Origin of the sequence: Enterococcus sp. DIV1421a, from assembly GCF_051711025.1 — a bacterium.
GTDB classification, from domain to species: Bacteria; Bacillota; Bacilli; order Lactobacillales; family Enterococcaceae; genus Enterococcus_B; species Enterococcus_B hirae.
In genome coordinates, this window is the sequence record NZ_JBIOLU010000001.1 from 2501432 (window position 1) to 2517799 (window position 16368).

A 16368-nucleotide genomic window follows, 5' to 3' on the forward strand; every position below is an offset into this window, starting at 1 on the left:
ATCCATTGATTTGCCACACTATCTCAAAAAAAGGTGGATACGAAGATCCATGTCTCGCATCACACCTATTCTTTAAACTGGCGACTTTACAAATTTTCTCCATTCGATTCAATCACATTTTTGTACCAGTAAAAACTATCTTTTTTGATCCGATCACCACTACCTTTTCCTTCGTTATCCAGATCCACATAGATAAATCCATAACGTTTTTCCATTTGAGCAGATGAACAGCTGATAATGTCAATCGGCCCCCATGCACAATAAGCAATCACATTGACTCCATCATACATCGCACGTTTCATTTCTTCAATGTGACTAGCCAGATAATCGATCCGATAATCATCATGAATCTTGCCGTTTTCCAACTGGTCATACATTCCAAAGCCATTTTCTGCAATAATAATCGCTTTACCATAACGATCCCAATATTGCGAAAGTGAATGATACAACCCTTTAGGATCCACTGCCCACCCCCATGGATTCGCTTTCAAGTTCGGGTTAGGTGTCACCGATGCAGGGTTCAAATCGTTTTTCTTGGAGTCGACCATTTGCGAATAATAATAAGAAATAGCCAGATAATCCATCGTATTCGCTTGTAAAATGGCTTTGTCTTCTTCAGTGATCTCGAGATGGATATTATTTTCAGCAAAATAATTCAACGCATACTGAGGATATTCCCCTCGAAATTGCACATCTGTATAGAAATACTCCATCCGATTACGACGTAAAGCCAAAATAATATCATCTGGATCGCAAGAAAATGGATAGGCGGTGCAATCTGCAACCATCGTTCCGATTTGCATTTCAGGGTTGAGCTTTTTCCCATATTCATAGATTTTAGCACTGGCAACGAACTGATTATGGATCGCTTGATAACTAGCTTCTTCGTAATGATCCACCGTATCATAAGGTATAGCAGTTGAATTGAATGGTTCAAATTGGATCAAGTTGATCTGATTGATGACGATCCAGTACTTCACTTTATCTTTGTAACGATCTAAAATTGTTTTTCCATATTTTACAAATAGATCGATCACTTTCCGATTATGCCAACCACCGTAGTTTAAAGTAATGTCTACTGGTGTTTCATAATGAAGCATCGTAATAATCGGCTCCATCCCTAACTCATGGATTTTATCAATCAATGCATCATAATAAGCCAAACCCGCTTCATTCGGTTCCGTTTCATCGCCCGTAGGAAAAATCCTCGACCAATCAATCGACGTCCGAAATGTTTTAAAGCCCATCTCTGCTAATAGCGCTAAATCTTCAGGATAGGTATGATAAAAATCGATCCCATGGCGTTTAGGATAATAGCCTTGTTCATCTGTCATATTCGCCTTCAACTGAGCCAAAGACATTCCTTTATGTTGCTCTTCCGCAATTTCTGCATTTGTTTTATCCGCATGGAAAACATGTAAATCAGCGAGGCTGATGCCCTTACCATCAACTTGATACGCCCCTTCTGCTTGGTTGGCAGCAATCGCCCCTCCCCAAAGAAAATCTTTTGGCATTTTGTATTCTTTAAACATGGAATACCTCCTATTTAGTTAATTTTTTTGAAAAGTTCCGAAACAACCGCACCATATGTTCACCAATCAATATCTCACTTTGTGCTGTCATCAACGTATCTTGCGCATGACAGAACAACGTAGAATAGCGGATCTGCTCTCCTGAAGCTTCCATTTGTAACGTGTCTGTTTGCAAGCCGTGAGCAATCACCACTTCTTTATGTGCCGATTGAATCAATTCTTCTGCTTCATCGAACGCCATTTCCTCCAGTGCATTCAGACCTTTTACCAGTAATTCACGAGCATTACCTGCATGGATCAAAATATTCATCGATAATTCGTTTAGGCTATCTGTTTCTTCCACAAACTGTTGTGACATACTACTACCTCCAATTATTGAGCCGTTGAAGCTTGCATTGCTTTTGCTTGCGCCGCTTCTTGTTCTTCAGCAATTTTTTCTTGTTTTAATAATGAACTATCATATGCTTTAAAAAATGGTAAGAAGATAAACCATGTGATAACAAAGATCAACAGACAGACGATGACCGCACGGAAATCTTGAGTGGCTAAATAAGATGTAAATGGATATGGCATGTACCACAACAAGAATGATTGACTAGGAATATTCACGAAGCCCATATTCATCACCACATAAGAAATCGTTGGTACGATCAGTGCGTTGATCCACATAGGAATCATCAAGTAAGGATTAAAAGCAATCGGTGCCCCAAAAACCAATGGTTCATTAATATTAAAGATCGAAGGGATAAAGACCGCTTTACCAATCGCTTTTAATTGTGCTGATTTACTTAACAGCAATATCATCACAGACAAGGCCAAGGTAGTCCCCACACCACCCATTGATGAAAAAGCATAACAAGTTTCTTGAGTAGCAATGTTCATTGCTTGTCCACCATTTGCAACAGCCTCAGCATTAGCAGCTAATCCAGCCATATATACAGGATAGATAGCCGGCATCATCACCCAACCTGAAATACCGAACGTATATAAAAAGACTGGGATAAAAACGGATAAGACAAAACCTGGGTAAGATTGCACGATTTTTGCCAATGGACTGAATGCCCAAACGACCACTTCAAAGAAATCAACATTCATTTGTACCGTGATAAACCAACCAACGATCAAGATAAACGTAATCGGCAATAAACTATTAAACCACCCCACCACGAAATCAGGGATCGGTGTATCTTCATCGAAAAATGATCTTTTAGCAGCAAAATTCATTACACAGGCAACAAAAAGGCCCGAAATAATCGCAAGAAACATGCCTGTAGCGCCAAACCGAGAAAGAATAAACGTAGCATTTCCTTCAGCAGATACTGTGGGAAATAGTAACATCATGAATAACACTAATCCGGTAGCACCTGAAATCAGCTTTTGACCGCTGTTTCCCTTTTTTTCCATGAGATAATAAGGAATCAAAAAAGAAACAATCAAACCAAACATCCCAAAAGAAAAATTACTAATCATTGAAAAATCAGGTAAACCTGCAAAAATATTTTTCAGCAGAGAAACCACTGTAACTAAAGAACCAACAAAAACTAACGGCAAAGCCGCCATGATCGAATCTTGGATCGCCGAGACCCAAGGATTCTTGACAATTTTATTTACTTTTGGCGCAAATTTGTTCGTCATGAAGTCCATAATTTTATTCATCATTCGTTAGCCCTCCATACTTAAAATCAGATCTAGTGCCTTATCTCCATTTAAAGTGCCATAGGTTGCTTGTGGAATGACTGCTACTTTCACGTTCTTTCCTTCAATTTGTGCTTTGAGATCTGCCAACATATAAGACAAATGCGGACCAATCAACAGATAATTGATCTCATTGATCCGTTCATCCAATTGCGACTCACTAGCCGCTTTCACAGTTACCTCTTCCCCTCTTTTTTTCGCTGCTTTTCGAATAGCAGCCGCCATAAATCCACTAGAAGCACCAGAACCACAAATCAACAAAATATTTTTTGCCATCTTTACCATCTCCCCTTTTTTTCTTACACGTTTAGTGTAGCTACCAAGGTATGCGCTTTCAAACTTACTTTTTTCCTAGGTAGCGGAAATTAATTAACGTGAGGTTCTCTTTTAGCTATTATAGGGTATACTCCTCTTAGTTACTCCACCAGTTCTGTTGAAAAACGAATCCTGATAGTTAGGCTCATATCATCAGCTGGCTAACATTCCTGTGAATATCCCCGTACTTCACTAAAAAAGAAAAACATTCCCACAAAAAAAGAGAGCCGACCAGATTCATTCTGATCACGGCTCCCCCTCTATGCCATTTTTTGATTTATGCTTTGTTACCAACAACCTTGGTTTCAACCAATCATTCCTACCGTTACCTTAACCCAATGAAATCGGTTGAATATAATCTACCTGCCATTTTTGTTCTTTGTCTGAATAATTGAAATACCAGATCTGAGAAAAATATTGTCGCTGATGCTTGTACCCTGATAAGAGCAGGTTATTTTTTCGATCAATCGTATAATCATAGCAACTAAAATCAATTCGGATCGAGAAACTGTCTTCCTCTATTTGACGATAGTTCCCCAACTGTTGCAGTACGATTTTCTTAGTATGATTTTTAATACCCTCTTCTTGGTTCTTTTGTAAGACCTGTTGATGTTCCAAAAATAATTTTTTCGTATAATAGCGCGAGGCTTTTTCCATTTTTTCATGTTCCCAAGCGTTTTGAATCGCAAAGAAGCTGGTTTCGATCTCTGAAAGCAATCTTTTCTTCGCTTTCTTTTTCCCCGGCATACGAGAAAATAGCTCTCTGGTCACACTGTGCTGTTCTTTCTTCCTTTTAAATAAAGCAAACGCCGCAAAACCACCAACAGACGCCCCCATTAATACATAGTCCTCTACGTCACCGTATGAACTCGATCGATAATACCCTCGTGATCGTCCGATAATTGGCCGATCGTCATAAAAATGATGTCCGACCGAACTACCACTAAAACTTCCGCCAGATCCACCGCTTCTCGTTGAGCCACCACCATGTCCACCTGCTACTGCAAAACCCTGTACTGGCAAAGCAAATAAAAAGAACAGACACAACAAACAAGCCAAATAATGTTTCTTCATGTTCCCCCACCCCATTCATCTTCTGTTAGCAACAATCTAACGCTGAAATCCCTCATTGCTACACTAGCTCAAACGGCAATTTCAGAAGCTATGTTATCAGTCCATTTATTCCATACGTTACTTTACAATAAATTGACTAGCAATAACTTAGTTATGAAAAAAAATTAATAAACGAACAAATGAATGTTGAATCTGGGGTTCTGCTTGTTAAGTGTTAATCAATGCATTAAAAGCAAGACTGCTAGATAATGATCTATTCAAATTCTGTATTAACCATTGACTGGGTGAAAAAGAATGCTTATAAGCGTAGGATCTCTGTCGAATCTGAAAGATTGCCTTATCCAATAATCATTGATGAAACAAATTAAAAAAAACTGGATTTCTCTCTAAAAATATCAAACCATTTTTTCATTAAAGAATATTCAATTTTATGAATATGATTAACGACTTATATGTCATTTATGAGACTGATAGGCACTGGCAACTGTGAAGAAATAACTAACAGTTAAATGGACGTCTCACCTGTTGTCACTTGATAGCTTTTTAAAATTTATAAAAAATGAACAGAAAGCGACTCCTTTTCTGTTCACTAATATGCGTTATTCTTATTTAATACGGTTGGATAGCCAAACCAATTTATTCATTAATATTCTAATAAATAAAAGTCATTCTTGTATTTTCTATTACACATATATTCTACAAAATAGCATAAAATTTCCTAATATAGCTTATACTAATCAATAATCTCAAGTGTTTCTCTATAAGCATATATATTTCTATAATTTTTTAACTCTTGAAAACTTTTGCACTCTGTAAAATCCTTCACTTTAAATGCTATCCTATCTCCCACTTTCATTGATTCTGCTTCAGGAAAATAGTTCGTGTTTAATTGTAACCAGTGATTTTCACCTTCTTTAAAAACTTCTCCTGTAGGAATTAAATTTTCAATTTTAGCGAAAACATATCCTTTGTTCTCCGTTATTTCACTAATTCTTGATTTCCATACTTTATCTCTGGGGATTAAATCTCTTAAATTCTTACAACATATCTCCGCATTATAAGCCAGTTCTGTCTCATTAAATGATAAAAAGCTATCCCTTAGAATATTTCTTACAAAATCTGTTAAACCCTTTTGACAACGGTCATCTCCAGTTAAAAATATCCCTTTGTCTTTACTATTTATACAACAGCTTAAATAGCTATAATGCTTTAAATCAAAATCAGGTAAAAATAATTGTGTGTACTGATTTTGATTGAGCCAAATAGCTCCCATTTCATTTAAACAAGCAGTACTTTCGAAATAGTCATCAGAAAGTAAAAAAACTGCATGTTTTTTTACTTTTATAGTTTTTTCGAGATAGTCAAAAATGTTATTGCCAACTGGTATTTCATTCATTTTATGAGAAGAATACAATAACATATCATTAGGAACTCCACAGCTTACCAATAGGTCTCGGATGAGATCACCATAATTTTTATTTTTAGAACTATGACTTAATAAGACAGTCGGATTACTTAGAGAAATAGTTTTCCCTTTAAATATTTCAAACATCATATTTTCTCCTTCTTTATATACTTAAACAATAAACATCCTTCGCTAAAATCGGATTTCCAACAGCTAAATTGTTTATTTTTATCAATAAACAAAAAGCTACGTATATACTTTTTCCACGTATTTATATAATGCAACCCACTATAAAAATACTAGAAAAATACTATTAAATAACTTTAAACTCATAAAAAGTTCTTTTGCCATCATAATCGTTCAACTTTATTCTAAAAATTAATCACTCGATGTTGTCTATTTTTTCTACTGTCATTCATCATGAACTAAATAAGAATAAAAAAACACCTAGTGATCTCACTAGATGTTTCGGTGTCCCGTCTTTTACAAATAAAAACGAATCTTTCAGTTTTTTGTCCTAGTACGAATATTTATGTTACGCAATTTTTTTCGAAACGAAACATTTGCCGATCAAGAAACGAATAAAAACAAAAAGATAGCTTACTAGACTGACAATAAAAGCAAGAATCATTGTAAAGGGATACTTAGAAGAAACTTCAATTACCGTTGTTCCTGCTTTTCCTTCAAATGTTGCTAATCCTTCATTGTTTTCAATCTTGGTATTTTGCCCATTCACTTTTGCTGTAGTTCCCCAGTAATCAAACACGGGTAACGTGATTTTTTTATCTTTAGCACCTTTGACTGTATAGACTATTTTGGAATCAGAAGCTTTATATGTTGCTGTTTGCCATTTATTGTCTACTCTTATTTCATGCTTTTGCACATGCTCCTTATATTTCATGGCTTCTAGTGGTGCATAGTCAAAGACCCCTCCAACACCTACAGTGATGTAACTACCTAGAGTGTCTTTATTCACCTCTAAATGGTCACCTAGTGTTGGCACTTTGTGATTATAATTGGCTTTAGTGGCTGCCGAAACAACAAACATGAAACAAACAATTGCTGCGATACTAAGTATTCTTTTTTTCTGACCAAATATCATCCTATTAAAAACAATGGATAAAATTAATGAGCCAAAAAGTACCTGAAACCCTAATATCCGCCAAGGAAATTGAAGCAATCGAACGGGTGTATTTTGCAATAGTGCCCATGGGACCAGCTTAGTTGATAATAACCAAGTAGCTACTGCAATCAGGTAAATCACTTTTTCCTTGCTCGTTAGCTTTTTAAAATACACAAGCGGAAGAATCAAGGAAACAATCCCGATAATTCCGATTGTAAAGGAGGCCAAATCATTATTCATGGCCCCAATCAAACTATCAGATACATTGATCGCTTGATTTTGCAGATCTGTTTTTCCTGGCTGATTGATGGATTGATACATGGTTTGCTTGAACATAGGATACCAAAAATAGGCTGTTAAAAGAATCGTCATTCCCACAGCTTTTGACATCTCCAACACCAAGCGAATGGTTTCTTCCTTATTTAGTTTATTCACAATCAGTTTGCCTATGATCATCATTCCAATGAAAAACGCACACATGAAAGTAGAGAGAACATGCGTATAAACAAGCAAACTCATACTGATTGCTAACGGGATCGCAGCCGTTGCTTTCTCATAGATCATTTTGTAAGCATAATACAAAACTACAGGCATAATCGTCAGTGCAATCGCTTCTGCAATCGCTGAACGATGGTAAATATCAATCGTTCGATAGCTATAAAATGTATACAGACAGCTAAATAAAAAGGCAGCATCTACTCGCTTTAAAAATTTTTGACCATAATAAAACATCAATAGGATGGTACAAACATTCAACACCCATACGTATAAAATATAACTTACGATCAAATTATTGGTAATCCAATAAAAAATTACCGTTGGAAAAAGGGTCAAGTAGGGGTAAAAATAGTTCACACCGCTGCCATAACTATTAAAAGTCGTAAAATTGATTGGTCCTGAGAATATAGAGGATAATCCTTTAATTCTGGAAAGATGAAATGCGATATCTCCTGTCGTAGAAATCGTTTGTGCATGCCTAAAATAATTCACAGAATAAAGACCCGCAATAAGTATTAATATAACAAATAAGAGCAATTTTTTCTTTGTTTTCATTAGTAACTCCTTTCAAAAAATCATAATAAGTATAACGTAATTATTGGAATTTTTCATAAATTTTTCTGTTTTATTTAGCAAATTATCCTTTCAGAAACAAAAAAAAGACTGAGACATCCATCTCACTCTTTGCTCTGGAAACAGATAAATGGTGTTCAAGCATCAGCTCCTTGAAATAAGCCTGACTTTTTCAAAACATGAGGAGCTGTTTCAAAAAATTCTTTCTTATTGTCATCGGAGCTAACCGATGCTTTCACAACCTCTTTTCCAAGAAATTTTCTTTCTAAGTTTGGAAGGACGTCTCCTCTAGCTATTCACAATCCGCTCGAAACCGTTCTTCAATTCATTATTCTCAGTTTCTTTGAAATACAAATAATTGTTTGGGTTTCCTTGGTTTTGCTGAGTCACCATTACCTTAGGTTGATTTTGTTGGAAACCAAAAAAATACAAATGAGCTCCAGACGGTTTTGGATGATCGATATCAGAGTAGATCGCCACTAATTCAAATCCCGCTTGTCCTCTGCCATTTTCTGACCATTCTACGGTGACCGGTGTTTGATCAATCACCATAGACCATTGCCCATCAAAAATGTATTGTGGTACTTGCAATCCATAATAATTAGCATTCACATGATCATTGTAGCTTCTATACTGTTGTCCCATTTCCTGACCCCAAGTTGACATAAACGTAGCTAATTCAGTCGCTTTACTCGCATCCCAGCTATTTTTTTCTACTGGCTGACTACTTGGTGTCGTAGACTCAGCCGTTGTAGTTTGAGTTGACTCTGATGTACTCGTCGCCGTGGACTCTGTTTTTCCCTTTGTTTCTGATGAGCTGGATGATTCAGTCTTATCAGATTCTTTCGTCGTTGTTGAACCTGTCTTACTTGTTTTTGTAACAATAGTGTCTGTCGATTTACTTGAAGCATCTTTTGCCTGATCCGTTCCACAACCAGCTAGCACAAACAACAACCCCACAGCCAACAATATCCCCTTTTTCATTAATAAAACTCCTCCTTGATTGTTTCACTCATTCTAACAAACCAAACTTGAGATTATGCCGAAAATTTGAAAAATTATTTCTAACCAATCCCTCATCTGCAAACTAGAAAATTGGTTTAACCGTTACGAAATCAGAATCAGATACTCAAGAAAAGTTTTATGTAGGTTTCTAAGGATTAGTTCGCCATAGAAAATACTGATCAACTATAAGAAGACACGGAAAAACGCAGCCCCTCATTTATCAATTATGACTAGTATCAAATACATCTAACTCTTTGTTCAGATATTCTCCGTAATTGCTGTGAATATACAAAACTTAAAATATTAGGCACAAGAGAAACAGCTAAAACAAATAGACTGATACAATTAACAAAAAAATCCTCAACGTCCGCCTTGTTTCTAGCGGTATCGTTGAGGAATACGATCATTGGTTGCTATTTCAAAAATGGCTGAAAATGGTGTCTCTAATAGACAATTTATTCACCCATAAAATAAAAGGCAACTCTATAAATTTTCTTTATTCATTTTCACGTTTGTTCTGCACTGCCATTCACTTTAGATCCCTTCATCGGAGGACCATTTTACTTTTTACTAAATTTTTTCTTCTTAGCAAATATCGAATAAAGATAAATAAAAAAGTTCCAACGCTTGTTAGTAATGCAAGAATCATCGTTGGCGGATAGGTAGAGGAAACCTCAATCGTAGTCGTTCCTTCTTTTCCTTTAACCGCTACTAACCCGTCATCATTTTCTATGCTAGTCGTTTGACCATTTACTTTCGCAACGGTTCCCCAATAATCAAACACAGGTAACGTGATTTTTTGCCCTTGCGCATCTTCCACTGTATAAATGATTTTTGAATCATACGCTTTATGAGAACTATTTTTCCATTCATCCCCAACTTTTACTTCATGTTTTTTCAACTGTTTTTTGTATTTCAGTGCATCAGACGGTGCATAATCATAAAGTCCCCCTGTCCCTGAAGTCGTGTAATGCTTAATCTCTTTTTTTGTCATAATCAGACGACCGTTATAGGATTGGATTTTTTGCGTATAATTTATTTTCGTTACTACTGTTAGTGTTAAAAGCAGGAGGACGATTCCGCCAATCCACCATATACTTTTTTTCTGATCTGGTCTGCATTTCAAAAAGACCATCACCAAGATCAATGATCCGAAAAGCACTTGAAACCCTAAGATTCTCCAAGGAAATTGAATCAATTGGATAGGTGTATTTTGGAAAAGAAACCATGGAAAAACATTCGTCGATAAAAACCACGTAGCTACTGCACAAAAATAAATGACTCTTTCTCTTCGTTCAAATCTTTTCAAAAAGAAAAGCGGGAGGACTAATGACACGACACCAATCGTTCCCATTGTAAATGTCGTCAAATCATTAGTCATCGCACCAAACAAACTTTCAAAAATGTTCACTCCCCGCTCCTGAAGGTTTGTGCGGAAAGGACGATTGATGCTTTGATGCAGGACTTGCTGCAGCATTGGGTACCAAACATACGCTGTTAAGAGAATCGTCCAGCCGACAGCTTTTGCCATTCCAACAAACAAGTCCAAAACATTTTCTTTCTTTTTTCGTTTAGCCAAAAGTGAACCGATAAACAAAAGCCCAATAACTATTACGCTCATAAACGTAAAAAGAGCATGCGTATAAATAAGCAAACTCATACTAACAGCTAAAGGAATCACACAATTCTTCTTTTCAAAAAGAAGTCTATACGTGTAGTAGAGGACTACTGGCATAATCGTCAGAGCAATTGATTCTGAAATCGCTGAACGTTGGTAAATATCGATCATTCGATACCCGTAAAAAGTATAGAAACAACTAAATAAAAATGCCGCATCTACACGTTTAAAAAATTTCCGTCCGTAATAGAAGGTGATGAGGATGGTACACACATTCAGTACCCAAACATATAACATATAACTTAAGATCAAATTATGGGTAATCCAGTAAAAGATCACAGCTGGAAATAGGGTTAGATAAGGATAAAAAAAGTTGACCCCACCACCATAACTATTGAATGTAGTAAAATTGATCGGACCCGAAAATACAGAAGCCAATCCTTTGATCCTGGAAAAATGAAAAGCGATATCTCCTGTCGTTGCGATCTTTTCTGTATTATTAAAAAAGATAAAGGAATAAGTGCTTGCAATAGCTATTAGCAGAACAAACAAAATGATTTTTCGATTGAATCTCATAACAATTTTTATTTCTCCTTTCATACGTCACTCTATTTGAAATGACTCAGTGATTATTCATTGGGTGAATACCTCTCATTTTTATCATTTCATATTAAAAGAGCTTGCTAGTTATGTTTATGACATACTTATTTTTCTTAACTAACATGAAATACACTATACCTAATCAGCAAGAAAATATTTTTTCTATTCTCTCACTCATTCATTATTTTTTTCATCTTTTGAATAATGAAAAGGTGTGATTATTTTCAACATATGAGTTAGTTCCCTCAAAATCCATTATTAAATCCTAAGCTATCCATTGACGAATAGATGGTTTCATTGATCCCTTCTCCCTTCTAAACGACTGACAGATTTCAATTTATAACGTATGTGATTTTATCAAAAAACAACTAGTTTTGTCATTTAATAACCTACAACATAGACATGAAAAGGCTTCATCGAGTTGATGATTCAAAATATCGTTATTTTTATTTAAAGATTTATTTGGAACCTCAATCTTATCATTCACTCTAAAGCGATATTTAAGCAGTAGTACCTTGAAATAAGCCGAAACCAACAAAAAATAGATCCCTATCTCTAGATACCCATTGATAGACTTTATCGTGCCAAATTTCATTAAGTAACGTACTTTCTTTCAAAAAAACGTAAAAAACATTTATTAAGATGTTGAAATATGAGTAAAAAACGGATTTATAATCATACAAATTTTTTTTGATTTTTGTGTACCTTAAAATCAAAAAATGGGACAATAATCAGATTTTTTCTGACTATTGTCCCACTCTCTTCATGGATATAATATATATTTAAATTTATATTTATTTCAGGTAACTACTACTACCAAAAATACCATTGGAAATAATTATAATAATCATTGTTCTAATTGTTAATATATGCAATTGCACTCCCACTACCAAATTTGATATCTGGTAAAGATCGTTTATATAAATTAAGTTCTCGCAAAGTATCTTCTCTATTCGATAATGCCTGAAACGCATAGCGTGTTCGACCATTTTCAAATTTCTTCGATTCAGAATATTGAGAAGAAACTTTATATGCTGCAACAACCGCATTATCTGCTCCTGTATTAACAGCTATAACATAGCGAATCCGATGTATCTTATCACGACCGATTACCCAGTTACCTAGCGTACGGGATTTTAAATTATTATCATCACGAAATCTGTCATCGATTGGATATCCTTGTGACTCATCTTTAGAAAGATTGAACGCATCTCTTACTTTTACTGCTAGAATCAACTCATTCGTCGCTATTTCATTTATAGACATCGGTTGAAACCCATATCGGTCTTCGATTTCTTCAACTGACATCGCCTTAGATCCATGTCCTTTTACTAAATTCGTTAACGAAAGTCCTTGGATCAATTGAGCATAATTGATCAATGCATTTTCGCTTGCATAAGCTTCACTCTCCGTTAAGCCCTAGCTAAGTATATAGCTCGATATTTTCAATTTCATCCCATTTATTTCTTGAATTGTTTTTATTTTTAATGTTCTAACTGTCTCATTTTCTTCAAGTAAATCTGATTTTCTTAGCATATTCAGTGCCGCTTGACGATGGGCAAAAATACGATTTCCTTTTCCTTTCCCAATATAAAAAGTCTGGTTGTTTCTAGGATCAACCAAACAATAGACATAGTAAGGATGTTTCTCGTCTTTTTGCAACTCGGCTAGAGTAGACGCAGAAAAATGGTTAAGTTCACTCACTTGTTATTCACCTATTTTTTCTATTTTTTTCTGTCAATAAAACCTAAAAATCTCCTCACTTATGATAAGGCGCACCCGCATTGATCCGAAAAGCACGGTAGATTTGTTCGACGAGGATCAAGCGCATGAGTTGGTGGGGGTAGGTCATTTTACCAAATGAGATTTGGGCGTTGCTGCGTTTCATGACGGCTTCGCTTAAGCCGAGTGAGCCACCGATGACAAAAGTGATCTGGCTTTTCCCTTTGATTCCTAGTTGGTCGATTTCTTTGGCGAAAGCTTCACTGGTTGGATTTTTCCCTTCGATTGCTAGTGCGTAGACGTATTCTTGTTCTTTGATTTTGCTCAAGATCCGCTCGCCTTCTTTTTCTTTGACTTGGCGCATTTGAGCTTCACTCAAGTTCTCAGGTGCTTTTTCATCCGGGACTTCGATTCGTTCGATTTTAGCGTATGCTTGCAGCCTTTTGACGTATTCATTGATTCCTTGGATCAAGTATTTCTCTTTTAGTTTACCGACTGAAATGATTTTGATATTCAATTGCTTTACTCCTTCATTTTTCCTCTTCATTGTTCGTTGTTCGTATTTCCTTCTTTTCTATTATAACGAAATGTTTGCTAAAAGAAAAAGCGAGTTATTTTTTATTTATTTAAAGATTCCCACATAGTTATGCACATCATCCACAGGTTTATCCACAGAAAAGACGATGATTCTGGCTTATTTTATAAGTATTTCTTAAGCAAACGTATGTTTTGCACCGATTTATCCACGTTGTCCACATCTTGTGGATAAAAAAGTGTATTGTTTTTCTGCGAGTTTTCCGCTGATTTCTACACAGGATTTGTGGAAAACTTTTTTCTTATTTTTTCATCTGAACGCAATGATTTTTCCTAAAGTTTTTCATAAAAAGTTCATAGTCTCCAAGTAGACTAATCTTAACAAATAAGTCTATACTTAGAGATAGAAGAAAATGATAAATGGAGGCAGATCACATGGAGAGAAAAGATGTGACACCAAAAATGAAAAAGAATAATGGAATCTGGCGTAAGCTGGGTCTAGGCTTAGTCGGTGGAATTATTGGGGGCTTGGTAACGGCTGGTATTTTTTATGCTGTCATGGGTTCTGGAAACGCAGCGTCAAATTCAGGTGGTCATCAAAATTCAGCGGGCGAAACTGTCGTTGAGAATGTCAAAGTCAATGTCGATTCAGATATTACGAATGCGGTCGATAAAGTCCAAGATGCGGTGGTATCTGTTATCAATCTTCAAAGCCAAAATCAAGGGACTAACGGCTTCGGTCAACTATTTGGCCAACAACAACAAGAAAGTTCTGATGATAGCAATCTAGAGGCTTCTAGTGAAGGTAGTGGTGTCATCTACAAAAAAAGTGGCAATTCCGCTTATATCGTAACAAATAATCACGTAGTAGAAGGACAACAAGGATTAGAGGTTTTATTAAAAGATGGAACAAAAGTCAAAGCTGAATTAGTCGGGACGGATGCTTATTCTGACTTAGCCGTTTTGAAAATCAGTGCAGATAAAGTGAACAAAGTTGCTTCATTTGGTGACTCTAATTCATTGAAAGTAGGTGAACCTGCGATCGCAATTGGTTCTCCTCTAGGTTCTGAATATGCCAACTCTGTGACTTCGGGGATTATCTCTTCATTGAATCGCCAAGTAACCAGCACGAACGAGTCAAATCAAACGGTCAATATCAATGCGATCCAAACAGATGCTGCGATCAACCCTGGTAATTCTGGTGGTCCATTAGTCAATATTGAAGGACAAGTGATCGGGATCAATTCAAGTAAAATTGCAAGTACTTCTGCTTCTTCATCAGGTGTAAGCGTGGAAGGAATGGGCTTTGCGATCCCAAGTAACGATGTAGTAAATATTATCAACCAACTTGAAAAAGATGGAAAAGTAACCCGTCCTGCTCTAGGGATCACAATGGTTGACCTTTCAGCCGTTTCAACCCAACAACAAGAACAAATCTTGAAAATTCCTGAGTCTGTGACAAATGGTGTGATTGTTACCAGCGTTCAACCGGCGACACCTGCAGAAAAAGCTGGCTTGAAACAATATGATGTCATTACAAAAATCGATGATACTGATGTTTCTTCTGGTGTAGAATTACAATCTGTCTTGTATCAGAAAAAAGTCGGCGATTCAGTGAAGGTCACTTACTATCGCGGAAAAGAAAAGAAAACAACAACGATTCAATTAACAATTGATCAATCCGCATTAAAACAAAGCCAATCAGAGAACTCTGGTAACTAATAACTAATTTCCTATACAAAAACAGCACGGTTGCTCGGCAACTGTGCTGTTTTTTGCTTATTTTGGAAATGCTTCGCCAATCACTGCATCTTCTGGTAAAACAAGGATCCCTTTTTCTTTCGGTGCATCTGGTAATTGTAATTCTTTCGCCGAACAAATCATTCCGTGACTTTCAACCCCACGTAATGTTCCTGGCCAAATCATCATTCCATCAGGCATCATAGCTCCTGGTTTGGCAACAACGACTTTTTGTCCTGCTTCGATGTTCGGAGCGCCACAAACGATTTGTAAGACTTCCTCTTTTCCTACTTGTGTTTCAGTGATCGATAAGTGATCAGAATCAGGATGTGGTACGCAAGTTTTGACGTAGCCAACAACGATTTTTGGTTCATTTTCTTCTGTTAACGTTTCTTCAAAACCAGCTTCTTTGATCAAGCGGTTCAACTGTGCAATTTGTTCTTCTGTTAGTTTGACCTGTCCGTTACCTTCGATCGTAAGATGGTCGGAGATATGGAAAAAATTCCAGCCAACGATTTGTCCTGTTTCATCTTTGATTTGAGCAACATTCCATTTACGGATGACCGTATTTTCGGTTCCATTGTCATTTGAGACGATGACCATCAAGGTATCTCCCACGTGCGCTTTATTATAAGCAAAAATCATGTTTTTTCCTCCATTATCCTTTGCTGACATTTATCTTAACAAAAAAATGGTTTTTATGCATGAGTTTTTTTTCATTCATCAACCTATATGTAGATTGGGGACTATAGATAAAGTCATCAGTAAGGTTTCTCTTTTTGACTTCCTATTTTAAAAATGATCGAGAGAGAAGATTCCTATTTTCTTTAATAGGACTTTTTCATTAAATAGATGGACTCAGTATAAAACAATGGATTACTTACGGTTCCAGCTCTTATGTATAAACTTTTATCGTCCTTCGACAAAAAACTCT

12 protein-coding genes and 1 pseudogene are annotated in these 16368 nt (G+C 36.1%); 1 reads left to right on the forward strand and 12 read right to left on the reverse strand.

From position 1 onward, the window contains the following. Window positions 1–86: 86 nt before the first annotated feature. From IGK21_RS11330 to rlmH, 11 genes and pseudogenes are all read right to left on the reverse strand, one after another. Window positions 87–1532: a glycoside hydrolase family 1 protein gene (locus tag IGK21_RS11330; RefSeq protein WP_034700425.1), complete on the reverse strand. Its 1446-nt coding sequence runs from the start codon at window positions 1530–1532 to the stop codon at window positions 87–89. A 10-nt stretch (window positions 1533–1542) separates the two neighbouring features. Then, window positions 1543–1890: a PTS lactose/cellobiose transporter subunit IIA gene (locus tag IGK21_RS11335; RefSeq protein WP_010720932.1), complete on the reverse strand. Its 348-nt coding sequence runs from the start codon at window positions 1888–1890 to the stop codon at window positions 1543–1545. A 14-nt stretch (window positions 1891–1904) separates the two neighbouring features. Then, window positions 1905–3188 carry a PTS sugar transporter subunit IIC gene (locus IGK21_RS11340; protein WP_438719489.1) on the reverse strand — a complete coding sequence of 428 codons (1284 nt, stop codon included), beginning with the start codon at window positions 3186–3188 and terminating at the stop codon, window positions 1905–1907. 6 nt (window positions 3189–3194) lie between these two features. Then, window positions 3195–3512, reverse strand: a complete 318-nt coding sequence (locus tag IGK21_RS11345) for a PTS sugar transporter subunit IIB (RefSeq protein WP_196763502.1) — start codon at window positions 3510–3512, stop codon at window positions 3195–3197. Window positions 3513–3872: 360 nt separating this feature from the next. Continuing rightward, on the reverse strand, window positions 3873–4616 hold the full coding sequence (locus IGK21_RS11350; protein WP_130029642.1) for a hypothetical protein: 744 nt from the start codon (window positions 4614–4616) through the stop codon (window positions 3873–3875). 733 nt (window positions 4617–5349) lie between these two features. Next, entirely contained in the window at window positions 5350–6168 is an 819-nt protein-coding gene (locus IGK21_RS11355) for a toll/interleukin-1 receptor domain-containing protein (protein ID WP_051641781.1), read from the reverse strand. 388 nt (window positions 6169–6556) lie between these two features. Further along, window positions 6557–8197 carry a membrane protein gene (locus IGK21_RS11360; RefSeq protein WP_034700429.1) on the reverse strand — a complete coding sequence of 547 codons (1641 nt, stop codon included), beginning with the start codon at window positions 8195–8197 and terminating at the stop codon, window positions 6557–6559. A 306-nt stretch (window positions 8198–8503) separates the two neighbouring features. Next, window positions 8504–9199 carry a DUF4767 domain-containing protein gene (locus IGK21_RS11365; RefSeq protein ID WP_053766239.1) on the reverse strand — a complete coding sequence of 232 codons (696 nt, stop codon included), beginning with the start codon at window positions 9197–9199 and terminating at the stop codon, window positions 8504–8506. 565 nt (window positions 9200–9764) lie between these two features. Then, window positions 9765–11414, reverse strand: a complete 1650-nt coding sequence (locus IGK21_RS11370) for a hypothetical protein (RefSeq protein ID WP_181915130.1) — start codon at window positions 11412–11414, stop codon at window positions 9765–9767. Window positions 11415–12293: 879 nt separating this feature from the next. Beyond that, window positions 12294–13142: pseudogene (locus tag IGK21_RS11375) on the reverse strand (LEM-3-like GIY-YIG domain-containing protein). Window positions 13143–13197: 55 nt separating this feature from the next. Beyond that, the gene (rlmH, locus tag IGK21_RS11380) at window positions 13198–13677 is read right to left on the reverse strand and encodes a 23S rRNA (pseudouridine(1915)-N(3))-methyltransferase RlmH (protein ID WP_034700436.1); all 480 of its coding nucleotides are present in this window, start codon (window positions 13675–13677) and stop codon (window positions 13198–13200) included. Window positions 13678–14129: 452 nt separating this feature from the next. Between rlmH and IGK21_RS11385 the strand changes: the two genes are divergently transcribed. Then, window positions 14130–15416, forward strand: a complete 1287-nt coding sequence (locus tag IGK21_RS11385; protein ID WP_010737045.1) for a S1C family serine protease — start codon at window positions 14130–14132, stop codon at window positions 15414–15416. A gap of 57 nt (window positions 15417–15473) precedes the next feature. Here IGK21_RS11385 and ytpR read toward each other — a convergent pair whose 3' ends face one another. Then, window positions 15474–16079 (reverse strand): YtpR family tRNA-binding protein, encoded by a 606-nt coding sequence (ytpR, locus tag IGK21_RS11390; RefSeq protein ID WP_010737044.1) that lies wholly within the window; start codon window positions 16077–16079, stop codon window positions 15474–15476. Window positions 16080–16368: the final 289 nt, after the last annotated feature.